General features: G+C 62.8%; 14 protein-coding genes. 9 read left to right on the top strand and 5 right to left on the bottom strand.

The window, feature by feature from the left end; all coding sequences use genetic code 11:
- The first annotated feature begins 4 nt into the window (after positions 1-4).
- A complete protein-coding gene (locus tag QZ307_RS03075) occupies positions 5-586 on the top strand; it encodes a Fic family protein (RefSeq protein ID WP_295995680.1) in 582 nt (193 codons plus the stop codon).
- Positions 587-1124: 538 nt separating this feature from the next.
- On the opposite strand, the gene QZ307_RS03070 is transcribed toward QZ307_RS03075, so the two are convergent.
- Positions 1125-2876, bottom strand: a complete 1752-nt coding sequence (locus QZ307_RS03070; RefSeq protein WP_295995679.1) for an FAD-dependent oxidoreductase — start codon at positions 2874-2876, stop codon at positions 1125-1127.
- A 277-nt stretch (positions 2877-3153) separates the two neighbouring features.
- Here QZ307_RS03070 and QZ307_RS03065 point away from each other — a divergent pair, with 277 nt between their 5' ends.
- Positions 3154-4035, top strand: a complete 882-nt coding sequence (locus QZ307_RS03065; RefSeq protein WP_295995676.1) for a LysR family transcriptional regulator — start codon at positions 3154-3156, stop codon at positions 4033-4035.
- A 139-nt stretch (positions 4036-4174) separates the two neighbouring features.
- Here QZ307_RS03065 and QZ307_RS03060 read toward each other — a convergent pair whose 3' ends face one another.
- The 4 genes from QZ307_RS03060 to QZ307_RS03045 all read right to left on the bottom strand — a co-directional run bounded on the left by QZ307_RS03060 (position 4175) and on the right by QZ307_RS03045 (position 8583).
- The gene (locus tag QZ307_RS03060) at positions 4175-4858 is read right to left on the bottom strand and encodes a PspA/IM30 family protein (RefSeq protein ID WP_295995673.1); all 684 of its coding nucleotides are present in this window, start codon (positions 4856-4858) and stop codon (positions 4175-4177) included.
- Between the two features lie 134 nt (positions 4859-4992).
- Entirely contained in the window at positions 4993-5736 is a 744-nt protein-coding gene (locus tag QZ307_RS03055; protein ID WP_295995671.1) for a hypothetical protein, read from the bottom strand.
- A 421-nt stretch (positions 5737-6157) separates the two neighbouring features.
- Entirely contained in the window at positions 6158-6628 is a 471-nt protein-coding gene (locus tag QZ307_RS03050) for a universal stress protein (RefSeq protein ID WP_295995669.1), read from the bottom strand.
- A 302-nt stretch (positions 6629-6930) separates the two neighbouring features.
- Positions 6931-8583, bottom strand: coding sequence for a lipopolysaccharide core heptose(II) kinase RfaY (locus tag QZ307_RS03045; RefSeq protein ID WP_295995665.1), 1653 nt, complete (start codon positions 8581-8583; stop codon positions 6931-6933).
- Between the two features lie 438 nt (positions 8584-9021).
- Between QZ307_RS03045 and QZ307_RS03040 the strand changes: the two genes are divergently transcribed.
- From QZ307_RS03040 to QZ307_RS03010, 7 genes are all read left to right on the top strand, one after another.
- The gene (locus QZ307_RS03040; protein ID WP_295995662.1) at positions 9022-9945 is read left to right on the top strand and encodes a DUF3662 and FHA domain-containing protein; all 924 of its coding nucleotides are present in this window, start codon (positions 9022-9024) and stop codon (positions 9943-9945) included.
- A 27-nt stretch (positions 9946-9972) separates the two neighbouring features.
- Entirely contained in the window at positions 9973-10386 is a 414-nt protein-coding gene (locus QZ307_RS03035) for an FHA domain-containing protein (RefSeq protein ID WP_295995659.1), read from the top strand.
- Positions 10386-11705, top strand: coding sequence for a Stp1/IreP family PP2C-type Ser/Thr phosphatase (locus tag QZ307_RS03030; protein WP_295995657.1), 1320 nt, complete (start codon positions 10386-10388; stop codon positions 11703-11705). Before QZ307_RS03035 ends, QZ307_RS03030 begins: the two co-directional genes overlap by 1 nt.
- A gap of 10 nt (positions 11706-11715) precedes the next feature.
- Complete coding sequence (locus tag QZ307_RS03025) at positions 11716-14499, top strand: FtsW/RodA/SpoVE family cell cycle protein (RefSeq protein ID WP_295995654.1); 2784 nt, start codon at positions 11716-11718, stop codon at positions 14497-14499.
- 81 nt (positions 14500-14580) lie between these two features.
- Positions 14581-16620: a Stk1 family PASTA domain-containing Ser/Thr kinase gene (gene pknB / locus QZ307_RS03020; RefSeq protein ID WP_366143041.1), complete on the top strand. Its 2040-nt coding sequence runs from the start codon at positions 14581-14583 to the stop codon at positions 16618-16620.
- A gap of 116 nt (positions 16621-16736) precedes the next feature.
- Positions 16737-17756, top strand: coding sequence for a mechanosensitive ion channel family protein (locus tag QZ307_RS03015; protein ID WP_295995650.1), 1020 nt, complete (start codon positions 16737-16739; stop codon positions 17754-17756).
- 928 nt (positions 17757-18684) lie between these two features.
- Positions 18685-25260, top strand: coding sequence for an immunoglobulin-like domain-containing protein (locus QZ307_RS03010; RefSeq protein WP_295995647.1), 6576 nt, complete (start codon positions 18685-18687; stop codon positions 25258-25260).
- Positions 25261-25306: the final 46 nt, after the last annotated feature.

Raw genomic sequence — 25306 nt, 5'->3', positions numbered from 1 at the left:
GGCCGTGAACCACTTCAAGCTGTTCGACTTCATGCTCGACACGGCCCGCGACCCCCTCACGCCCGAGCTGCTGCTCAGCTACCACGGCGTGCTGAAAGCGGGGGTCGAAGGCCAGGCATCGGGCATGTGGAAAACCGTGCCGAACGGGGTTGGCGGCATCACCACAACGCCCCCCTCGCAGGTAGCCGACGAGGTCGAGCGGCTGCTCGGTTCCTACGGAAACGCGTCGCAGCATACCCTGCGCGAAATCGTGGGCTTCCACTACTTCTTCGAATGCATCCACCCCTTCCAGGACGGCAACGGTCGCATCGGCCGCATGGTCATGTTCAAAGAATGCCTGGCAAACGACATCGACCCGTTCATCGTGCTCGACGAATACAAGGCCGACTATTACAAGGGTCTCGATGTGTACGCGGAAGACCCAGCCCTGCTGGAAGGCTTTGCCTCCCGCATGCAGGACCTTTACATGGCCGAATACGCCAACCTCGTCCCGGAGTACCTCCTACTCCCCCAGTTCGAGAAATTCCGCACCGACACCCCCACCTTCGACCCCCAACGCGCCGACGACTTCTTCACCGGGGCATAGCGGGCAGCAACTGTCAGACAAGGATCCTATACGAAGGATCAGCAACACTGAGGGCGCGCTGTCTACACATGCGAAGAAGTCGATGCTATAATGCAGGCAATCGATGGTGCCCCGCACAACCGGGCGGCATTGGTTAAGTGTTTAAGCCGGGTAGACTTTGGACGGTTGCCCGGCTTCTTCTTTCTCCAACTCCGTCCGTCACTCCCTCCTCACCAACACGAGGCCGATGATTCCGATAAGCACAAGGAACACGTCGCAAAGCGCAATGACGGTCTGTGTGTCCATGGCAACTCCTTTCACGAAGCCGCCCGGACATGACGGGGCACCGGCTGCCATTGCACAGCGTCAGGCGCCTCTTTAATTGATGTAGCGCAGATGGCGTGAGTCCCCTCACCAACAACCCAAGAGCCGCCCCCTCCCACAAAACGAAAAGCGCGGCCTGCTTGACCGATGGGGAGGGTCACCGGATCAAGCAGGCCGCGCTCTGCTGCAGCCGCTAAGGGGCCGAGCGCAGTCGCCCGGCCCCTGCTTGCGTTGTTTACTCGAACTTGCCCTCGGCCAACTGATGACCCAGGGTGTACCCGAAGGTCAGGCAGTTGATGCCGTAGCTGTTGCCGGGGATGGCGAAGTTGTACTCATTGGCGTACATGTCGCCCACCATGCAGCCCACGTTGAACAGGCCGGGGATGGGCGTGTCGTTCTCGTCGCACACCTCCATGTCGGCGCTGGTGCGCAGGCCGCCCATGATGGTCATGAACGTGCAGGTGTTCATGGCAGCGTAGTAGGGGCCCGTCTCCTCGATCTCGATCAGGTAGGTGGGATCCTTGTAGAAGTCGGTGTCCTCACCGGCCTTCACCAGCTCGTTGTAGTGGGCGACGGTCTCCTTCAGCTTGTTCACGTCCAGATCCAGCTGGGCAGCCAGCTCTTCCAGCGTGTCGGCCTTGTAGTAGGAGCCGTCTTCCGCACCGGCGTCCCAAATGGCGATCATTTCCTCGGCGGTCTTGGCCGGCAGCGTGTAGTCGGAGCCGAACAGGTACCACTCCTGGCCGCGGTCGATGATAGCCTGGGGATAGTTCTTCGTCCAAATGCCGTAGGCCATCATGTCGGGCTGCGACATCAGGTGATGGGCTGTGTAGGGCGCGGACACATCCTCGCGCTGGTAGCGCTCGGCGTTCTTGTTCACGTTCAGGCCCCAGTGGAAGCCCAGCGGCTCGTGGCCGCCGCCCCAGCCACCCTGGTACATGGGGGCCGCCGCGGCCTTCTGCCACGCAGCGCCGATCCACAAGCCCATCTTCTGGCCGTCGCCGCCGTAGATGCCGCCCATGTTGAAGCTGGTGTTGTAATCGACTTCGGCCTGGTCGTAGCCGACAATGCTCAGCACCTCGGGGCAGTAGCAGGCCAGCATCTCCTTGTCCATGGAGTAGTCGCCCGTAGCCAGCACGATGTACTTGCCCGTGAACTTGGTGTAGCCGGAGCCGTCCATCTTCGAGGCGATAACGCCGGTCACGCGACCCTTGTTGTCGTCCTCGCGAATAAGCTGCTCGGCCTTCATGTCGTAAACGATCTGCACGCCGTATTCCAGCGCCTTCTTCTCCAGGGCTTCCACAGCACCCTGCTGGCCCGTGGACACCATGGAAGAATCGCCCTCGGTCGAGAACGCATGGGCATAGTGGGGCCCAAGATCGAAGTTGTTGTCGCGCTCGAGGATAACCTGCAGGCCGGCCTCGTTGGCGATATCGATCATCCAGTTCATGGCCTCTTCGGACTCGTTGTAGCCGCGCATCCATTTGCGCTGGTCAATGGCGAACGAAGCCGCGCGCATCTCATGGTAATAGAACGGCGAGGGGGCGAAGGGCTTCACCTTCAGCTCTTCCATCACCTTCGAGTTGCGGGCGTAGTTGGAACCGCCGCGGCTGATGGGGGCGCTCGACGCCGAGAACAGCGTCACCTTGCCGCCCTTTTCGGCGGCGGCCACAGCCGTGGTCAGGCCGGACATGCCGGCGCCCACGATGATGATGTCGTTCTCAACCGTCTCGGTGATCTGGTCGTCGGCGATGGGCTCGGGCGGCACCATGAACGACCACTTGGGCATCTGGTCGCCCAGCTTGATGACCACATCGTTGGTGCTGACGGCACCGCCCTCGGCGGTAGCCTCGCCGGCAACGGCTCCCGAGCTGGACTCGTTGCCGGACGGCGCGCAACCGGCCAGACCAGCCGCAGCGGCGCCGGCAGCGCCCACCGCACCGATCTTCAGGAAGTCACGACGCGAAAAACCCTGACTTTTGCTCATATTTTACTCCCTCCACAGAGTACTTCGGCCTTGAAGAAGGACGTTTCCGAAACGTCCGCCGCGTGCGAGATCAACGCAAGATGCGGCCAAGGCCCTTGATGAATCCTGCTCCAAGCAGGTAGGCTGTATCATAAGGGTGCGGCAGGCATTAACGCAGCAGTTTATGATTGCTGTCTCGCAACTGTTTTTTGCTTGCCAAACCCCACGTCAAACGATAAAAATAATAAGTAACATGCGCATAATTATGCGACGTGGTCACGACGATTGGGAGGGAATCGTGGACATACGTCAGCTTGAGTATTGCCTCGCCGTGGCACAGTGCGGCAGCTTCACCAAGGCTGCCAGCGAGCTCTTCATCACCCGGCAGGCACTGAGCAAAGCCGTACACAACCTAGAGCAGGAGTTGGGCGATCCTCTTTTCGAAACACGGGACGGAAGCTTGCGCCTTACCGCTGCGGGAGAAGCGCTTCTCAGCGATGCGCGCCCCGTGGTTGCATCGTTTCGCGAACTTGAACAACGCTATACCGGACCGCGCGATTCCCAGAATCTTCCGCGCTCACTCTCCATCGCACTTGTGCCCGGTGCGGCCCTCACTCTGCCCGACAATTTTATCGATCGCTTTAGCGACCAGTTTGCCCCCGTGCTCATTTCCGTGGAAAACGCTCCTACCGACGTAGCGCTCAGCATGGTAGAAACCGGCGAATCCCAGGTGGGTCTCGTGGGCTCAGCGCCCCAGTACCTCGGCGATTTCGACTATCAGCTTCTGGTGCGAACCGGCGCCTACGTGCACGTGCCTGCCCACAGCGCCCTTGCCTCGCAAGCGGAGCTCACCCTGGAGGACGTCTCCTCCGAGCCTTTCGTCACCTTCGGAAAGCGCGACCATCTGCATCGCTACTTCGTCGATCTCTGTGCGCACCACGGTCTCGCACCCAACATCGTCATGACCGCCTCGAACCTCGACGTGCTGCTGCGCGCCGCCCACCAGCACGAAGCTCTGATGTTCGGGTTGCCCCCGAGCGACACACGGCCCATTGACCCCCAGTATCCCCTGATCCCCCTCATCACCGACGACAGCGTATTCGGCACTTACCTGGTCAAACGCAAGGGAGAAGTCCTCTCTCCCCTAGCCCAGGCATTCTGGGATTACCTGAGCGAGTAACCGAGGCAGGGCTCAGATACCATCCTGCAAAGACCCCAGAGCTTGCTGCCGCTCTCCAAATGCAGCCCCTCCAACAAAAACAGGGTCCGCCTTCCCTCCCGAAAGCGGACCCTGCGACTATGGAAACGACTAGCGCGAACTAGTCGAGACCCATCTCTTTCTTCAGACGAGCCAGGTCGTCATCGACCGCGGCGGTAACTCCGGCCTGCTCGTACTTCTTCTCCAGTTCCTCGGTGGGATCCTTCGGCTTCTCGGACAGCTCGGCCACGGCATTGGCGCGCTCAAGCATGTCGTCGGCCTTGGCCTCCATGCGATCGAAGGCGCTGCGCGCGCCCTCGGCGCGGTCGCCCGCGGAGGTCATCTCGTTCACCTTGGACTGCGTCTTCGCCACCGCGGCCTTGGCCTTGATGGTGGCCTTGCGGGCGTTCAGCTCTTCGATGTCCTTGACCAGCTTGTCGTGCATCATGCGCATTTTATCGGCGTTGGCCTTGGCGCCCTCGTAGGCGATGGTCAGGCCCTCGGTGCGGCCGGCCAGTTCCTGCTTCTTCGCCAGGAACGTACGGGCGTCGCCCTCGTTGCCAGCAGCCAGAGCCTTCTTTGCCAGATCCTCGTACTTGGCCATTTCGGCCATGTTGTCATCGACCAGCTTCTTCGTGCGCTTTTCCTCGGCCATGACGCCCGCGGTGGCCTCGCGCACCTCGGCGAGAGACTCCGTCATTTCGCGCAGGTACTGATCGACCATTTTCTCGGGGTCTTCGGCCTTGTCCAACAGCTCGTTGATGTTCGCCTTTACGATGGAGGCGAAACGATCGAGAATACCCATGGGGGTGCTCCTCTCTGGCCTTATCGGCCTTGGTCGTGGCCCGAAGGGCCGGGGCAAACTTCACACAAAGCGAAGGTGATTCCAGCTGGGGCGGCTTGCGCTCCGCGCTGCCTTACTGCGAAAGAGCCAAGTGCCTAGCGCTGAATGGGGTCGTCGGAGATGGGCTTCGACGAGGTTACCGGCGGAGCCGATGACGCTTCGGCGTACTTCTTCTCGAGGTCTTCCAAGCTTGAATCCTCAAAGGTTTCCAACGGCGTGTTCAGGATTTGCTCCATGCGCTCGGCCTCGCGCTGCTTGGCCTGCTGCCGACGGCGCACCAGCACAAACACCACGATGGCGATGATTATGACAGCAACCGCCACCGCAACCACCGGCCATGGCGAAGGCGTAACCGTCATGATACGGTCAGCCGTGTCGGCAAAGGCGTTGGAGAAAACCTCCTCTTCAGAAGCAGCATCCTGGTAATGCACCCAGAGATAATCGGCCAGCACCTCGGCTGCCTCGTCGTCCATAACCGTGCGCGCCCGACTGCCCGCCCAGTAGCCCGCGTTAAATCCGCCCTGATTGTTGTCGCAGAAGACAAGCAGGAAATGGGCATCATCGCTGAACAGCTGGCTGTAAAGCTGCTGGGCCATATCGGTAAGTTCCGCCGTGGACGTCACACTGCCGTTGGGAAGAATGTACACGTAAGGCCACACGCCCGTTTCCTCGTAGAAATGGCGCATGCCTTTCTGCAGAACGGCCGTGTTGTGAATCCAATCGCCGTCTTCATCGGTATAGTAGCCCGTTTCCTGGGCGGAACCTGGCGCCAACGCCGTGCGCTCCACCGTCGAAGCCGCCACCGAATTCGTCGTACAGCCACCCCCGAAAAGAGCCATGCCGAGAAACACGACGAGGATAAAGGCGGCAACGATGATGAAGATCGTTCCGCAACCGCTGTTCGGCGATGTGCCCTGCGGAGAGCCAGGCTGACCGTTGTTTCCGGGCCCTGGCTGCTGCGGACCTTGGGGCATTTGGGGAGGGATACCGCCCCCGCTGCCCGATCCGCCCGACCGGCTGGAGCCCATCAGGCCTCCGAGAAAGCCGCCCCAGAAGCTGCTGCCGCCGAAGCCGCCGCCGTAGTAACCACCAGGGTAGCCACCGAAGCTCGGTCCGCTTGAGCGGCCTCCCCCGAAACTGGGGCCCCCTGAGCGACCGCCTGAGCTGGGGCCGCGAGAAAACCCACCGCCCCCGCCGAAGCCGCCGGAAAACCCTCCGCCACCTCCGCCGAAGCTTCCGCCTCCGCCTGATCTACCCATCTTATTTCACAATCAGAACGGGCACGTTGGTCTTGTGGAGCACTGAGTAGCACACGCTGCCCAGCATGCCGCGCACGGCGCCCAGGCCGCGATGGCCCATGACGATGCAGTCGTAGCCACCCTCGTCGGCATAGGCCGTGATGGAATCGTGGGGCGAGCCGTTGACCACGGCAATTTCGACGCCAGCGGTATCGCCCACCAGCGGGGCAATGTCGGCGGCAATGGCGTCGGTGTCGGCCTTCACGGCTTCGCTTTCCACCTCGGCGATGGCGTCCATGTCCAGAGAATCGCCCAGCACCCCTGACATACGGGAGGCAATGCGGAAGGTTTCGGCGTTGAAGTCATGCCAATCGACCACCGAAAGCACGGTGATGGTGGCATCCGGCACGCCCGCGGCCAAATCGAGCGCCGCCTGCAGGGCGTTCTTCGCAGGATCGGACTTGTCGTAGGGAACAAGAATCTTCTGATACATGGCAACACCTTTCCCCTGGTAGAGCAAATTAATTAGTTATTTGCTCATATATATGAAAGACGGCTTCATTCTACCACCAGCCCTTTGAAAGGCCACCAGCTGTAGACGCCACGTTACGAGCCATCACTCATCCCCGCGCTGCGGCTCAACGCTTCAGCAGCTCGGCGCGGGGAGCCATGAAGGATCGCGTTGCCCCTTCGCGTGCCGCGACACCAGCTGGCACAAACGCGCTGCAGCTCGACGGCCCGAGCCGCCCCATCGCACGTATTCCTCGCGTGCTACCCGTCTGGCTCACGCGCCCCCTAGCGCGGCTCTTCGTTGTTCAGCAGACGATGGCGCGAGGCCATGATGCGCACGATGGTATACACCCCCAGCACAAAAGCCCCCAGGTACCCCAACACACCCAGCAACGGCACGCCCAAGAACTGCGGCTGCATACTGGTAGTGCACAAGATGGAAGAACCCAGGAAGAGCCCCGCCGACAGCAGCGCCAGCGAAAGGCGTCCCACCGAGGCGTACACCGTGGCCAGCACCCGCGACGACACATCGACGTCGCCGTTGACCTTGATTTGCCCGCGGTCGATCATCTCCAGCGTGTTCGACAGCTGCGTGGGAAGTTTTGCCAGCGCCTCGGCCGATTCGGTGCCTGCAATGGCCAGATCCACCATGCGCTGGGCAATGTTCTTCGGGCTGCCCTGCTGGGCAATGACGTGCTTGGACACAATTTCGATGACGCTGATCGAGGGCGCCACCTGGGCGATGACCCCCTCGATGGTGACGAAGCCGCGGGCCAGCATGGTCACCGACGAGGTAACCACCATGTTCTGGCTGCGCAGCAGCTCCACCACTTCGGTGAGCACGATGCCCACGTTGATGTCCTTCATTTCTGCGGTGCTGTATTCGGAAAGCAGGCGGGCCAGATCATCCAGCAGCGCACCGTGGTCGACGGGCCCCACCACATGGACGAGCCCCGTCAGCGCCTGCATAAGCAAGTAGGCGCTGTTCGTGGCCACGGCGGTGAACACCTTGCCCACCAGCATGCGCTCCGAGGCCGTTAAGCTGCCCACCATGCCCAGGTCGATCCAGACCACTTCGCCCTTACGCACTAATATATTGCCCGGGTGCGGATCAGCGTGGAAGAAGCCGTTGTCGAGCACCTGGGTCACGTAGCTTTGGCACACGCGGCGCGCCAGGGCTTCCACGTCCACCCCCTGCTCCCGCAGCTTCGCCGTGTCGGAAATTTCAATGCCCTGCACAAACTCCATGACCAGCACTGAATCGGTGGAGTACGCGGGATAGGGCACCGGCGAGGTGACCCCCTCTTCCGTTTCTATCTCTTTATGGAAACGCACCAGGTTGTTCAACTCGATGGTGAAGTTCACCTCGTTGGCCGTGGTGCGCTCGATTTCCTCCACGAAGCCTTCCAGGGAAAGCAGAATGTCGCGGTGGCTGTTGCTGACCAGCTCGCCCGTGGCAATGAGGTGCTTCATGAGCATGATGTCCTCGGCCATGGACTCGGCCACGCCGGGCCGGCGCACTTTGACCGCCACCACCGTGCCGTCGAGCAGCACCGCCTTGTGCACCTGGGCAATGGAGGCGGCACCCAACGGATTGGGGTCGATGGAGGCGAACACCGTGTGCCACGAGGCCCCGTAGGCCTTGTCGATTTGCTCGACCACCGTGGCGAACGGCATGGGGTCAGCATCATCGCGTAGCTTCTCAAAGGCGTCGCAATACTCTTTCGGCAGCAGATCGGAGCGGTTGGAGGCCAGTTGGCCAATTTTCACATAGGTGGGACCCAAGGCCTGCAACACCTCTACGGCACGCTCGGGCGTTAAGCCGGCCAGCACGTGGTACTGGTGCATGATGCGCAGAATCTCGTTCATGCGCTTATGGGACGTCTTGTCCTGCATGCTGATCTTCGCCAGCTTCACAAAGTCCTGAAATGTAGCCATGGGGCACCTCCTCGCGCGCTCATGCTACCAAGGCATAAGCCGACCTCCACCCTTATCAATTGACCTGCTATCAACCCGTTTCCATCTTTACGCCACTTACGTTCCAAGATCGGGCGGTTTGGCTCCCGCGCAGTCGAGGGGAGCAGAATGCGACCTGGCCTTTCTCGAACGCTCGCTACCAAACCCCTCCCTTTTGACGGCTGGAAAGGAACCAAACCGCCCAATCTCGGAACCTCCAGCAAGCCGAGCCAGCGGATCGGCGCATACCCGAAGCGGGATGCCGGAGGGGCGCACAGGCGGCGGAACGGCCCCGGTCCTCTCGCTGTGACGATTGCGTAAGGTTGGCGGCTTGTTGACAGAAAGGCGCAGGGTTTATGGCAAAATATGCGGTTGTGCATTTGAACGTAGCTTAAACACGGTAGAAACAAGGAGAATCACATGGGACTCCTCTCAAGGTTCGAGGGCAAAATGGAAGACACGGTGGAAGGCGCCGCCGATCGCATGGGTGCCGCGCCGCTCTCTCCGGTCCAAATTGCCAAGAAGGCCGAGAAGCAGATGCGCCGCGAGAAAATGGTCGGCGCAGGCAAGCAGTACGCCCCCACTCTTTACACCGTTCTGGTCAATCCCGATGACGACCGCCGCCTGCTGGGCTACTACCCCACCTTGGCCGGCGAGACCGAAACCTACTTGTCCGCCAAAGCCGCCGAGCACGGCCTGGTCATGGACGGCCAGCCCCTGGTGCGCTTCATCGTCGACGACGATCTGCGCCATGGCAAGTTCGACGTCATCGCCGAAATGGTGGCCTCTCCCCTGGTGGAGCAGCTGCGCCAGGAAGAGTTCGCACGCTATGGCCTCATGCGCTCCCAGAACGGCCGCGCTGCCGCTCCGGCGCCCGCCGCGCCCGCCCCGGCAGCCAACTACGGCTACCAGGAGCCGGCCTACCAGGAGCCCTATCAGGCCGCCCCGGCTTACGACGACGGCTATGGCTACGACAACGGCGGCGAGCCGCAAACCATGATGTTCGGCCAGGTGCAGGATGGCTACAGCGATGGCTACGACGAGCCCGAGCCTGAAACCCGCCAGGCCTACATCTACGACATCACCAACGACCGCGCTTTCACGCTGCCCGGCCGCGCCGAGACCATCGGCCGCGAATCCAAGAACGACATCGTCATCCCCGACATCAACGTGTCCCGCGTCCACGGCGAGATTCGCCAGGACGAGTCGGGCGCGTGGATCCTCACCGACCTAGGCTCCACCAACGGCACCTTCGTCAACGGACGCCAAATCAAGTCGGTGGCCCTCAACGATGCTGACCGCATCGTCATGGGCACCACCAACCTCGAGTTCCAGCTCATCTAGCCCGCCCGCGGCTTTGGAGGTTATTCGGTGATCGATCTCGTCCTGCTTATCGCGCGCCTTCTTTTCGTGGCGCTCCTTTACCTTTTCCTGTTCGCCATCATGCGCACGGGCATTGGCATGGTGAAAGGCTCCCGTAAGAAAGAGCGCGGCTGGACGCTGTCCGTAGAGCACGGCCCGAAAGAGCTGCGCGGCGTGTCCATCGCCGTGCATGGCCCCGTTATTGTGGGCCGCTCCCCGGGCGCCGACATCGTCATCGGAGCCGGCTACGTGTCAGGACGCCACGCGCGCTTCCAGCTGATGGGCCAGAACCTCTTCGTCGAGGACCTGGGGTCGAAGAACGGCACCGCTGTGAACGGGCGCGCCATCCACGAGCCGGTGGCCCTGCGCAATAAAGACCTCGTCACCATCGGCGACGTCGATATCCGTGTGAGGTACGAGTAATGGCCCGCACGCGACGGAAAGCCAACTCCACCTTCGGCAGCCGCACCGATGTGGGCTGCGTGCGCGAGCACAACGAGGACTCCCTGGTCGTAGCGCCCCCGCTCTACGTGGTGTGCGACGGTATGGGAGGCCACGCCGCAGGTGAAGTGGCCTCGGAAATTGCCGTGGACGTGGTGGCCCAGCGGGCGCCCCGCACCGCCGATGCGGCCGCCCTCGGCCAAGCGGTCGAAGAGGCCAACCTGGCCATCATCAAGGCCGCTCGCGAAGGCGTCGGGCGCGCCGGCATGGGCTGCACCTGCACCGCCGCCATCCTCGATAAAGAGCGACTCGTCATTGCCCAGGTGGGCGACTCGCGCGCCTATCTTCTGCATCACGGGCGCCTGCAGCAGCTCACCCGCGACCATTCGCTGGTCACCGACCTTATCGAGGCGGGCCAGATCACCCCCGCCGAAGCGCGCGTGCATCCCCAGCGCTCGGTCATCACCCGCGCCCTGGGCTCCGACCCACGCACCGAGCCCGACCTCTTCGAGCTCAACGTGGAGACGGGCGACCGCTTGCTGCTGTGCTCCGACGGCCTGTGCACCATGCTCGAGGACGACCGCATCGAGGCCATTCTCAACAGCGCCACCGATCCGCAGCGCTGCGCGGCTCAGCTCGTTAACGAGGCGAATTCCCTGGGCGGCTACGACAACACCACGGTCATCGTGGTAGACGTCACCGGCCTGGCCGAACAGCGCACCCGCAAGATGACGCGCCGCACGCGCGCCACAGCTATCATGCTCGTCGCGCTGCTGGCCGCCATTCTCGTGGGCGCCGGCTTCGGCTTGAACTACCTGGTGTCCAACTCGGCCTACCTGGCCGACGACAACGGCAAAGTCGCCGTCTATCGGGGCGTTCCCGGAGACTTGTTCGGCTTCAGCTTCTCCACCCTCGACCGCGTTACCGATATCGCCGTGGACGACTTGCAGCCGGGCACGGCCAATCGCCTGCGCGAGGAGGGCATTCGCGTGGACGGCCTCGCCGATGCCGACAACTTGGTAAAACTCTACGAGGCGGAAATAGCCGAGAAGCAGCAAGCCGCGGCCCAAGCCGCCGAGGAGGCTGCGGCAGCGGCCGCCGCCGGCAACGATGAGGGCACGGCTACCGACCCGAACGCCACGCCCGACACCGGCGCCAACGGGACGGACGCTGCCGGCACCACGGCCACCGAGGCCACAGGCTCCGACGGTGACGCTGCTGCGGCCAACTCCTCGGCGGGCTCGAACGACGCCGACACCACCTCCCCGTCTCCAACCCCCTCGGCCGACCCGACGGCCTAGGAGGTGCACCATGTCCCGACGCAACATCGAGCTTTTGCTCCTGCTCATCGCCTCGCCTATCGTCATTGTGCTCTTCGCCATGCTGGTGGTCACCGGCGGCCAAACCTTGTCGGTGGAGACCCTGGCGGTGCCCCTCGGCATTTTCGGCAGCTTTCTCGTGGCCCATCTGGCTGTGCGCAAGCTGGCCCCCGCCGCCGACCCGGCGCTGCTGCCCATCGCCTTCGCACTGTCGGGTATCGGCATCGCCTTTGTCACGCGCATTCTACCCGACAAGGCCTTAAGCCAGGTGGTGTGGCTCTTCGCCGGTGTCGTGGTCATGATTCTCGTGCTGGCCGTGGTGCGCAACCTCGATAAGCTGGCCAACTACAAATACACCCTCATGGTGGTGGGCATCTTGTTCTTGCTCTCCCCCATGCTGCCCGTTATCGGCCACGAGTCCGGCGGCGGCCAGCTGTGGCTGTCCATCGGCCCCTTCTCGTTCCAGCCCGGCGAAATCGCGAAGATACTCATCGTGTTCTTCATCGCCGCCTATCTGGCGGCCAACCGGGAAATGCTCTCGGTGTTCACCTGGCAAGTGGGTCCCTTCAACCTGCCGAGCCTACCCACCTTGCTGCCCCTTATCGTTATGTGGGCGCTCGCCTTCGTGGTGGTGGTGCTGGAGAAGGACCTGGGCCTGGCCCTCGTGCTGTTCTCGGTGTTCGTCATCATGCTGTACGTGGCCACCGGTAAAAAACTGTACCTGGTGGTGTCCATCGGCCTGGCCGTTATTGCCGCCGTGGCCTTGTACTCCTTCATGGGCCACGTGCAGGCCCGTGTGGCCATCTGGCAGGACCCCTTCGCCGACGCCCAGGGCGCCGGCTTCCAGCTGGTGCAATCTATCTACTCGCTGGCCGACGGCGACTTGTTCGGCCAGGGCATCGGCCGCGGCATGGGCGGCAACCCCATCGCCGAAGGCGGCATCCCCGTCGCCGAGAGCGACTTCATCTTCCCGGTCATCGCCGAGGAGACGGGCCTCATGGGCGCCGCTGGCGTGCTGCTTCTGTATCTGTGCTTCGCCATTCGCGGCGTGGTCACGGCGGCCCGGGCGAAAAGCGATGTCAGCTCGTTTACCGCCGTGGGCCTCACCTCCATCATCGTGCTGCAGGCCTTCATTATTGTGGGCGGCGTGACGCGCCTCATCCCCCTGACCGGCATCACCCTGCCCTTCATCAGCCAAGGCGGCTCCTCGCTTATTGCCAGCTTCATTATTGTGGGCTGCCTGCTGCGCTGCGGCGACGAGGGCACAGGCGTCGATTCCGAAATGCGCCAAACGGGTACTATCGGCTCCCATGGCACCAACTCGGTGCTGGGCCGCGTGGCCCTGGGCAAGCGCCTCACCGGCACCATGATCATCTACTCGGTGCTCTTCGGCGTGCTGGTGGCCAACCTCACCTATCTCATGGTCATCAAGGCCCCCGAGTACCAGAACATGCCGAGCAACAACCACACCATGGCCCGCGAGGCCACCATGGAGCGCGGCACCATTTCCACCGTCGACGGCACCGTGCTGGCCCAGTCGGTGCGCCAAGAAGACGGCACCTATAAGCGCGAATACCCCGCAGGTACCCTGGCTGCCCACATCGTGGGCTACACTTCGCAGAAGTTCGGCTCAGCCGGCATCGAGGCCGCCTACAACGACACGCTGCGCGGCGAGCAGAATTTCGCCAGTTTCACCGATGTGGTGAACTCGTTGGCCGGCATCCAAACGAAGGGCAACGATGTCACGCTCACCATCGACGCCACCATCCAGCGCGCTGCGCAAAACGTGCTGGAAGGCCAGGTGGGTGCCTGCGTGGTGATGAATCCCGAAACCGGCGCCGTGCTGGCCCTGGCCTCCTCGCCCACCTTCGACGCCGCCGACTACGAGGCGCTGCTCACCGCCGCCTCCGACAACAGCAGCGACTCCTCGGAACTGTTCAACCGCGCCACCCAGGCGCTTTACGCCCCGGGCTCCACCTTCAAGATGGTCACCCTGGCCGCGGCCCTGCAAGACGGGGTGGCCACGGCCGATACCATGTACGACTCGCCGGGCACCATGGATATCGGCAACGCCCCGGTCACGAACGTGAAGAAGCGCAACTACGGCCGCATCACGCTGGAAATGGCCATGTGGTACTCGTCGAACACGGTGTTCGGCCAGGTAGGCGTTCAGCTGGGTGCCGACTTGCTCGTGCAGATGGCCGGCAACTTCGGCTTCAACGAGGACATCGACTTCCCGTTGCCCTTGGCCACCTCGCTCATGCCCGATCCCGAGGAAATGACTACCTGGGAAACAGCCTGGGCCGCCTGCGGCGAGCCCGTGGGCGAGCACGAGAGCCCGGCCGGCCCCCAGGCCACGGTCATGCAAATGTGCCTCGTGGGCTGCGCCATCGCCAACGAGGGCGCGCTCATGCAGCCCTACCTGGTCGACGGCGTGTACAACGCCAACGGCGAGCGCAGCTTCTCGCCGATGCCCCTCAAGCTGAAGCAGGCTATCGACAAAGACACCGCCGCCCGCGAGATCGAGATCATGAAGGGCGTCGTTACCGACGGCACCGGCTCACGAGCCGCCATCGACGGCGTGGCCGTAGCCGGCAAGACCGGCACCCACGAGCGCGGCGACGGCGATGACGACAGCTGGTTCGTGGGCCTCGCCCCGGCGAACGACCCGAAGGTCGTAGTGGCCGTGGCCATCGAGCGCGGAGAATCGGGCGCCGGTGCCGCCGCCGCACACGACGTGTTGGAAACGGCTCTCGAAGTGACGGGGGCGCTGTAGTACAATGATCAAACTCACGCGAGTTCGCATCCAAAACAAACTGCAAACCCACCAGAGCATGGAACTTTAAGGAGTAACAAGGTGACCGGACAGGCAACAATGACGGGCAAGGTCCTCGCGGGCCGCTACGAAATCAAAGACCGTATCGGTATCGGCGGCATGGCCGAGGTATACCGGGCCCAGGACAACACCTTGATGCGCGTGGTGGCCGTAAAGGTCATGCTGCCGCAGTTCGCCGCTGACCCGGCCTTCACCCAGCGCTTCCGCCAGGAAGCCGCTGCGGCCGCCAACCTTCAGAGCCCCTACATTGTGAACGTCTACGACTGGGGCCACGAGGACGGCACCTACTTCATCGTCATGGAGTTCGTGCGCGGCTCCGATCTGAAAACCGCTATCCAGCAGCGCGGCGCCATCAATCAGCGCAAGGTGGCCGAAATTGGCTCCCAGGTATGCCAGGCCCTTACCGTGGCCCACAACCAGGACATCATCCATCGCGACATCAAGCCCCAGAACATCATGGTGCAGCCCGATGGCAACGTGAAGGTGATGGACTTCGGCATCGCCCGCGCTAAGAACTCCGTCAACGACAAAACCTCCGCGGTGCTGGGCACCGCCCACTATATTTCCCCTGAACAGGCCCAGGGCAAAGACCTCACCGCCGCCAGCGACATTTACTCGCTGGGCGTGGTGCTTTACGAGGCCGCCACGGGCAAGCTGCCCTTCGACGGCCCCGACGCCGTGTCCGTGGCCATGATGCAGGTGAAGGACGATCCCGTCCCGCCCAGCTCGGTGAACCCCGACATCGATCCGGCCCTCGAGGACATCATCATGGTGGCCCTGTCGAAGAACCCGGCCGACCGTTTCGCCACGGCCAACGACATGCGCCTGGCCTTGAACGACTACCTGGCTGGCCGCCCCCTCAACTTGGGCCGCGGCAACAGCTTCACCGAAGCGCAAACCCGCGTCATGGGCGCAGTCGGCGGCGCCGCTGCCACCGTGCCCCTCACCGACGGCACCCAGGCCATGCCCTATGTGGGCGGCAACACCAGCTCGCCCTCCTCGACAGGCAGCTTCCCCGCCACCAACTTCCGCGACCAGGGGCCCCAGAAAAGCAACAAGAAGCCCATCATCATTGCCGTGATCGCCGCCGTCCTGGCCATTGCCCTTATCGGTGGCCTGGTGTGGGCCTTCGCCGGCGCCGGCGATAAGGAAATGGTCGCGGTTCCCGATGTCACCGGCAAGACGGTGGACCAGGCCTCCACGGAAATTCGCCAAGCCGGGTTCGAAGTGGGCACCATCGGCTTCGGCTACGACGAGAGCGTTGAGGAAGGCTGCGTCATCAGCCAAGACCCCAGCGGCGGCGAAGCGGAGAAAGGGTCGAACATCAACTTGCTGGTCTCCCAAGGCGACGAGCAGGTGGAAGTTCCTAAAATTACCGGCATGACCCCCGAGGCCGCCAAGGAAGCGGCCGCGGCCAAGGGCCTCAACGTGGCGCAATCGGAAAGCCAGTACTCCGACACCGTGGAAGAGGGGCTCATCATCTCGCAGAATCCGTCCGCTGGCGAGAAGGCCGATCCCAACGCTACCATCGAATACGTCATCTCTCGCGGTCCGAAAACCACGAAGGCTCCCAACGTCATCGGCATGGATCTCGACCAAGCAAAGAAGGAGCTGCAGGATGCCGGCTTCGGCGTTGACGTGAACGAAGAGTACTCCGACAAGCCCGAAGGCACCGTCTTCAAGCAGAACCCGCTGAACGACCCCATCGAGCCCGGCGGCACCGTGTCCATTACGGTGAGCATGGGCAAGAACGAGGCCGACATTCCCAGCGTCGTCGGTCAGTCGGAGAGCACGGCCACCACAGCGCTGCAGAACGCTGGCTTCACGGTGAAGACCAAGTATGCCGACAGCGACGATGCCGCCGGCACCGTCATCAACCAAAGCAAGACGGGCACGGCCGAGCCGGGTGCCACCATCACCATCACGGTCAGCAACGGCCCCAAACAGCCCGATCCCACCCCCACTCCTGAGCCCACCACGCCCGACAATGGCGACGATGCGGGCGAAGACGGCAACGCCGACGGCGGAGACGCGGGCACCACGGAGGGCGCCCAAGCCTAGGCTCGCCCTGGGCGCTCAGCAGAAGGCGCAGGGTCTTCCTCCTGGTTTTCTGCAACAAAACGGTGAAGATGGCGGCTCCCTCGCTTCGTTGAGGGAGCCGCTTCTATAATAGAGTCATGCCCGATTGGTTCAACATATTCGACAAGTTCGTCCACGCCGACTGGTTCAATACCTTTTTGGGCGTGGTCATCATCTGCGCCATCACGTTCCTAATTTGCCGCGTGACCGTAGCCTTCATGCGGCGCATCCTGAAGAAGACCACGCTCTTGCCGTCCAGCTCTATCTTCATCAACCTGGTGCGCGCCGTGGTGTGGATCTTCGGCATTGCCTGCATCTTGTCCATTTGCTTCAACGTGAACATCAACGCCATGATTGCCGGCTTGGGCGTCGTTGGTATCGCTGTGTCCCTGGGCTTTCAGGACACGCTGTCGAACCTGCTGGGCGGCCTGCAGGTCAGCGTATCGCGCAGCGTGGAGCCCGGCGATAACATTCGCATGGGGCCGAGCGGCGTGTCCGGCGTGGTGCAGGACGTCACCTGGCGCTACACCTCTATCGTGGACAGCTCCGGCAACCACATCAACATCCCGAACTCGCTGATGACCTCCACTGCCGTGGCTAAGCTCTCGCCCTTGAACGACGTGTCCATCAACTTGGTAGTCACCACGAACAGCGAACGGCTCACCGCCACGGCCCACCACATCGAGGACGCCGCCGAAAAGGCGGTTTCGCGGGTGAGCAAAATTAAGAAGGGGCCGAGCGTGTCTTTCAGCGCCATTACCGACAAGGGCTTCCAAGGCACCCTCAGCTTCACCATTACGGACGCCAGCAAAGCCAGCAACGCCACCGATGCTGCTATTCGCGCCGTGGCGCCCTACGTGCACAACCACCTTATCGAAGAAGCCATGAGCTCGCTGACTGCCGACGGGGAAGACCACGGCACGGCCCCGGTGCTGGTGCCCACCGACGAGACCGGCGTGCTGGTACCCGTGCCTCAGACGGCCGGTGCGCAAGGCGGCGCTTCTGCCACGGGCAGTGGCCCCAGTTCAGAGCACAGCGGCAGTAAGGGCGATACGGGAAAGAGCGAGGAGACGAGCGCTCCGGCAGGCACTCAACAGGAAAAGCCCGCGCAAGCATAAGCAAATCCTGCCCCCGCCTGAGGATGAACCCACCTCAAAAGGTGGGTGCTCGCATCTGGCTTCCCGGCTTTCGTATCAACGGATACGAATCTCCGTTTCACCAGCTTCTAAAGCTCCCTCATGTAAAAACGTCGGTCCATCGCAAAGATGGGCGGGAACAGGACTTGCCCTTAGTATACGCAAAACATCGGCGCCGTGAAGTCTTGACATAGCGGCTTCTGTAAGCTGTTGGGTTATCGTTGCTCGCCATCGGGAAACGCAGACGCGCCACCCGCGGATCATCCTTCCCCGAGGCTGCGACCTTGCGCCTCGTTAGGCCTGCATGGTGGCCATCCGCCTGCGAGGGGCCTATTCCGAAATATGAGAATTCGGGATAGGCAGATAGACCACCCGCAGGCCACCCTCCCCAGGGGCGGTATCGCAGGTGGTAGAATGAGGCCATTGGCATTGATGGGTTGCGCGGGGCACCGCGCCGGTCGGGCGGCAAGGGGCCGCACGGCTGAGGGGAATGGAGGTGAGAATCCTCCGCTCTACCAGGAACCGTAAAGCTGATGGGGCATTACCGCGCTGGATCCTTTTGCTGTCGGGCCGCTCGTTCTCGTCAGAACCACCGAGAGCAGCGTGAAGAAGCGCAAGGTCGGCGCCGGCGGTTGCACGCCGAATGCTCCCAAAAGAGGCGAAGTCGGAATACCTGCCTGTCGCACGATAGCCCTGGAAGTAGGTGTTCCGCATGGTCGGACAATCCCGTGCGCCCTTAAGGCGCCCTGCTGCGCTGCGGGCGCAGCAATGGCTCTCTCTTTTGTTGAGCGTTCTCCTCATTCTCTCGTTGACGCCCAGTGCTGCTTGGGCTGAGGCGGAAAACCTTGACGCAGTCGCCGAAGCGGGCGCAACAGCATCCCTCGCCGATCAACCGAGCCAAGGGGAAGAGGTGCTCTCGACGGCTTCCGACCCCAGCGCATCCCAAGCGCCGAAGCCCCTTGCAACCTCCGCTGAAACACCGGCTGCACAATCCGATGGCGTGCCGGCCCAGGACGAGGACGGTGTCTACCAGCTTTCCACCGTCGATGAGGTACTGTGGTTCTTCAGCAGCTACACCACGAACGCCGCCTCGGCCAAGTTGTGCAACGACTTCGACTTGCGTGGCACCGCGCTGGCCCCCAAAAGCAGCTTCTCGGGCGCCTTTGATGGCGACGGCCACACGCTTACGGTGGAGCTGAAGCTGGCATCAGGCGACAAGAAGGGCCTCTTCGCTAGCAATAGCGGCACCATCGAAAACCTCACGTTAGCCGGCAGCGTCGTCACTACAGGATCGAGTTATTCGGGCTATTCGGGCTATTCCCAGGGTGCGCTCGTCGGCTCCAACACGGGCACCGTGCGCCACTGCACCAACCTCGCCACCGTCACAGGCACCGCCAACTACCTGGGCGGCATCATCGGCCACAACAGCGGTGCCGTGGAAGATTGCACGAACCAGGGCACCGTCACCACCACGGCCTCGTCCCTCGGATACGCCGGAGGCATTGCCGGCTACTCGACGGGCGGAACGAAAGTCACGTATCGCAACTGCGTGAACGTCGGCGCCATCACCGCCGTGAAAAACCGCAATGCGGGCGGCATCATCGGCTACGCGTCATCCTCTTCCGGGCGCGCGACGCTGACGAACTGCCAGACCACCAAGACGCTCTCGCCTACTCCTGCGAATACGTCCGTGGATTATTGGCTGGTCGGCGCCAACGGCTACGGCATGCCCACCTGCACGAACGGCTCCTTCTACCAGGTGCCCGTGGCAACGCTGGAAATTACTGGCACTCCTGAAACCGGCGTTACCCTGCGCGGTATTGCCCTGGGCGCCACGGGCATGGAGGCCTCGGGCGCCCTCTACACCTGGGAGGTGTCTGACAACGCAGCGGGGCCTTTCGAGGCTCTCGCCACCGCCGGCACAGGCTCCACCTTTACCATTCCGCAAAACGACAGCTTGGTGGGCAAGTACCTGCGCGCCTCTGTGACTGCCGACCAGAATTCGTCTGCTACCTCGAATGTTGTCGGGCCCATCGTCAAATCGGACACCCTGCTGGTGACCGAGGCCAAAGAGGCTCTGCACATTGTCACCGACGACATCACCGCCGATAGTTTTGCGACGGTGAAGCGTCTTGAGCTGCCCTCCCAAGGTCTGAACCAAGCCGCTATCACCTGGGCCTCCAACAATGAGGCCGTCATTGGCTCCGACGGCTCCTTAGCCCTGCCCGATACCGCCAGCGCTGTAACGGTACGTCTGACCGCCACCCTGCGCATCGGCACCGCCACCGCCACGAAAACCTTCGATATCAAGGTGCACCCGGCCAGCAATCCCATCGCTACGGTGTCCCTGACCGCTCCCGACGGCTCCTTCCCTGAGGGCGAGCTGGTAACGGGCACCAAGCTGACCGCCACCGCTTTGGGCGCCAACGGCAAGACCGCCACCAACGTGACCTACCAGTGGCAATACGCGGAGAGTGCCGAGTCCGCTGCCGCTGGAACGTGGATCGACATTCCGAGCGCCACAGCCGCCACCTGGACGGTTCCCAACTCCTACGTGGCGGCCAGCCCCGAAGGGTGGAAGGGCCGCATGGTGCGCGTCACGGCCAGGGGAGACGAGGAGAGCTCCGCCACTTCAGAGGCTAGTGGAGCCATCGTCTTCTCCGACTACCTGTGCGCCAACACCGACTTCCAGCTCATTCAAAGCTATTACAACACTACCTACAAGAACATCTACAAGCCCTGCGACTTGGCGTTTCCCGCAGAAGGCGCCAATGGCTCCACGGTTACGTGGACCAGCAAAAACGAGGCGCTTATCAGCGCTACGGGCCAAGTGACGCTACCCATCACAGACAGCACCTCCGTCGTGGTTACTGCCAAGGTGACGAAGGGGTCGTCTTCCTATACCTACACCGGCAACCTAACCGTGCACCCCCTTCCCGTGGCGCTCACGGGTGTAGCCATCGAGGGTATTCCCGAGTCGGGCCAGACGCTTACCGCGGTGGCCCAGGGTGCCAGCTTGCAGCAGCCCACCAACGTCAAGTACCAGTGGTCGTACTCCTCGGACGGCGCCCGTTGGACGAACATCGCCAGCTACAGCGGAGGCACCGCTGCCACCTTTACTTCCACCTCCTCCACCTACGGCGGCAAGTACCTACGTGTTACCGCTACCGGCACCGACGCGGCCGGCCAAGCGGTAAGCTTCTCCTCGGAGCCCGTCCAGTACACGTATCTCTACTCGTCGCAGCCCACGCTCATCGTCATGAGCGGCTCCTGCGCCGCGGGTGAAACCCTGACGGCCCAAGCCAAATACGGCGGTCCTACCTATTACTACAGCATCACCTCGTCCCAGGTTGCCTGGCAGTGGTTTGTGTCGTCAACGGGCGAAGAAGGATCCTATCTGCCCATTCTCGGCGCAACGGCGGACAACTTTACCCCTGATTGGTCGCTCCACGGCTGCTACCTGCAAGTGTCGGCCCGCACGCAAAAAGGCTCCTACGTACACTCCGTGGGCCAGGTGGGACCGCTCGACCTGTCCTCCGACGAAGTGCGCGTACGTCAGGCCGTGCAACTACTGCGCGACGCGGCCGCGAATGGATGGGCTCCCGAGCCGGAAAGCCCCCGCGATAGCAACCTGACCACCCTCGTTCAGGAAAAGCTGCAGACTGCGGCCACCTTGGCCGACTTCAACCTGGAGGGCATTACCCTGCGCCTAAAAACCGCCAATGCCGTGCGCAACGGCGCCTTCGCCGCCCTTTCCACGGCAAACGACCAGGCCAATGGCGCTATCTCCTACTTCTTCTACAATCCCTCCGTTGTCTCCCCGACCACGGTGACCAAGCCAGACGGCTACGGTTCCTCCTTTGCCGTCACGTTCGAACTTACCTGCGGCGAGGCTTCCCTCGAATGGAGCCCGTCCCAACCCGTGGCCCTTGGCTGGGACCAGGCGCGCATTCAGAACGAGATATTGGAACCCACCGCCACCGCTGTGGGCGCTTCCCTGTTCACCGAGGGCGATACCTCATCCACCGTCACCCATAATCTGAATCTTCCCACCGGCTCGGGTGCCATCGACGGCGTGCTGGCCGATCCCTCGCTGGCCACGGCTATCACCTCGCCCTTCGTCACCGCTTCCTGGGCGACCTCGGGCCTCGATAACTATTACGTGGGCGACGACGGCGTCATTGCCAACCGCCCCGCCAACGACCGCGACATCACGCTGACGGGCACGTTCTTCTTCAACGACGGCGCTACCGGTAACCCCACCACGGCCTCGCTGACGAGAACCTATCGCTTCACCCTGAAGGCCGCCGATTGGGACCCCACCCTCACCGATCAGGAACGGCTCCAACGCAAGATCGATGAGCGCTACCAGCTGTGGAATCCCGCACGCACCGAAGCGCTGACGGCGGTGGGCCAGACGGCGGTCACCGTTACCGACGACTTCGTCGCCCCCACCTCCACCCAGCTCAAGCTTCCGGGCTTTGGCGTGAACGACGACTATGCGTTCTTGGTGGAAAGCGGCAACGAGGAGCTGCTGTCCGTCAACAGCTACCGCGTCAACGTGTTCCAACCCCTTGAGGGCGACGCGGCCACTACCACGCTGACCGTCAAAGTCTACGAGCGGGCGCGACCCTGGGTGTGCGCCATCAAGGTGTACGACGTTACCGTGGAGCCCGTCAGCCGCCAGGCCCTTGAGGACGAAATAGCCCTTATGGAGGAGGCGAAGGCCCATTACTTCGAGGCCATTTCCCGCGGCCAAAGCGCCGACGCGGTCACCGACAACCTCGACTACTTCTTCAAGGTATCGCGCGCCAGCGACGGTAGCTTGCTCTGGTCGCGCACTCACGACGAGGCTTCGGCCATCGTCGGCGGCATTGTTCCCCAGCTGGTCACGAACAGCGCGGTGCCCGACGACAACCAGTACTTCGAGTCCTCGGACAAGAACGTGGTCACACACCAGAACTTGCTGGTCACGCGCCCTGCCTATGATCGCACCATCACCGTGCGCAGCTGCCTCTCCTCCGAGAAGTTCGCCGACTACTTCGAACGCTATCAGGATGATCCCACGTGGGGGCCGCTGCTGGCCCAGCTGTACCGCCAACCGGTCGAAGCCACCTTCGTGGTGAAGGGCACCGAAGGCACCGTCGACCCATCCGGTGGCCAGGAACCCGCCGTGCGCACGGTTACCGCCTCCATCACCGGCGTCACCGAGCATGAAGACGGTGAGGCCTTCGCGGCTCAAGCCTGGGTGCCGGCGGCCGTGCTTGAGCTCGCTGCCGACGAGTCATGGTCGGCCTGGGATTGTTTCTCGCGCCTGCTTTCCGCCCACGGCATGGGTGCCTCGACTGAGGAGGGATGGCTGCCCTACAGCATTACCAATCAGGCGGGACGCACCCTGGCCGCCACCTTCGACGACCCGCGGTCCTACTGGGCCTTCTACGTCAATGGCCGCTACGCCGACGTCTATGCCGACGACTACGAAGTGGTCGACGGCGATGTCATTGAGCTGCGCTACCTGGATCGAAGCGGCGAGGAGCAGCCAGTCGAAGTCCCTGAGGCGAATATCGAGGCTGACCATCCCGATCTGGCCCTTGATTGGGAGGGCTTCACCGAGCATGCCTCCGTAGTGGCCCAGGGGAACATCGCAAACGCCTCAGCAGACACGCCCCTGGTTGCCGCCGAGGTAGAGGAAGCCTTCGATCCCGTGCTTTTGTCCGAAGCGCCGGCGCTCTTCCGTACGCTGCGCAGCGCCTCTTTCGCCTCCCGCAGCCTGAGTGTTTCCTATACCTCCGATCCCCTTGTGGTCGGCCAGCGCACCTTCCTCGTCTCAGGCGCTGATCTTCAACGTGCCACCCTGTCCGTAGTGGCCGAAGACGGGACGCGCACCACCAAGCGGTTGGCGGGAGCCATTAATTCCACCTGCCGCCTTGCCTACGGCAGTGGCATCATCGTCGTTCCCCTGGCCGAAGGGGCTGTTCAGGCCCTCTCTGCTTCAACCCTTGAAACGCTCTGGTACGTTCCCGCCTCGCTGGAAGGCGCCCAGACTTTATCCACCCCCACCGTGGCCAACGGTTTAGTGTACCTGGCCACGGCCGAGAAGCTGGATCGCAAGGGCATGAGCACTCGGGGCACCCTGCGTGCCTTCGACGTGCGCACGGGAAAGCTGCGCGGCGCTATCACCAACCCGCGCGCCGGTTACTACTGGGCTGGCGGCGCCCTGGTGGGCGGCGCCTACGTTATCGGCGACGATGCCGGCGTCGTTCACGCCTACCGCCCCGACCTGAGCTTGGAAGTGAGCACCCTGGCCCTTAGCTCTTCCCCACTGCGCAGCACCTTAGTAGTGGGCGGGGTCAATGGCACAAGGCGCACCTGCTACCTGGTCTCGCGCGACGGAGCGTTTCATCGCTTTTCCGTTGACAGCTCGGGCCAGCTGCGGCGGGGATTGTCCCTGTCCTTTGCCGACACTTCCACCTCCACGCCGGCCGTGGTGGGATCTACGGCTTATGTGGGCGGCGCGCTGGGCGGTAAGGGTGTTCTGGCCGAAATCGATCTTGATCGGTTCACCGTTACCCGCCGCATCACCCACGCCGACGGGACGGCTCTTCCCGGCGAGGTTAAAAGCCATCCCCTGACCGTGCGCGATCAGGGCCTTGCCCTGTATTTCACCACCAATGACGCCACGGGTTGTCTCTATGGCTACCAGGAGGGCAGCGCTCAGGCTCATCGTGTCTACCAGCCGGCTGCCGCACGCCAGAACTACACCATGGCCTCCCCCTATCTCGACGCAGCCGGCCATATCGGCTATACCAACGACAGCGGCTATCTGTTCGTGCTCAAGAAGAGCGCGGCCATCAGTCCCGAAGAGCCAGAAACTCCTAAGCCCGGTCAGCCGGCGGAACCCGACGCACCCACGCCGACCGAGTCTTCCCAGCCGGCAACGCCTACGACACCGGGAACCACTCCCGGTACCAGCACGACGCCCGGCACCGACGGCAGCATCCCCGGCGGCACAGGAAGCAACACAAGCCCCGGAGTCTTTGCGCCAGGAACCGAGACAACACACCCCGGAGCCCCCGGAAATGTCGGAATACTTGGGCCGGGAGGCGCTTCGGGATCGACCCTGCTGCCCGACGGCGCCGGCTCTCGACTTCCACTGCACCATGCCGCGAATTCGCCATTTGCCGATCGCCAGAGAAGTGCGTTCACCACGCTGATTTCCCGAGCCGATAGCGCTCTGGCTACCCAGATCTCTCTTGCAGGTGAAACGTCAGTCGTAGGGGCAACGACCGAGGGTCGGCCAGGATCGACAGGATCTGGCCCCGCTTCCGTTGCGCTTTTTGACGACGAAACCGCCCTGAGCAGCGGACTGTCCGATTCAGTGCAGAATCGGGCTGCCACCACCCTTGCTCTTTTAGCGGCCCTTGGCTTCGCCAGTACCGCAGCTGTCGCCATCCGCCGCCGACGACAGCAGACCGAAAACGCCTAGAGACACAGAGCTCCGCCCGCAGGGCGGGGCGGGCAGAACGTCTCCT

Source organism: uncultured Adlercreutzia sp., assembly GCA_910585575.1.
Classification (GTDB): Bacteria; Actinomycetota; Coriobacteriia; order Coriobacteriales; family Eggerthellaceae; genus Adlercreutzia.
Note: the sequence above shows the minus strand (reverse complement) of the source record. Positions and strands in the feature narration are given on the sequence as shown.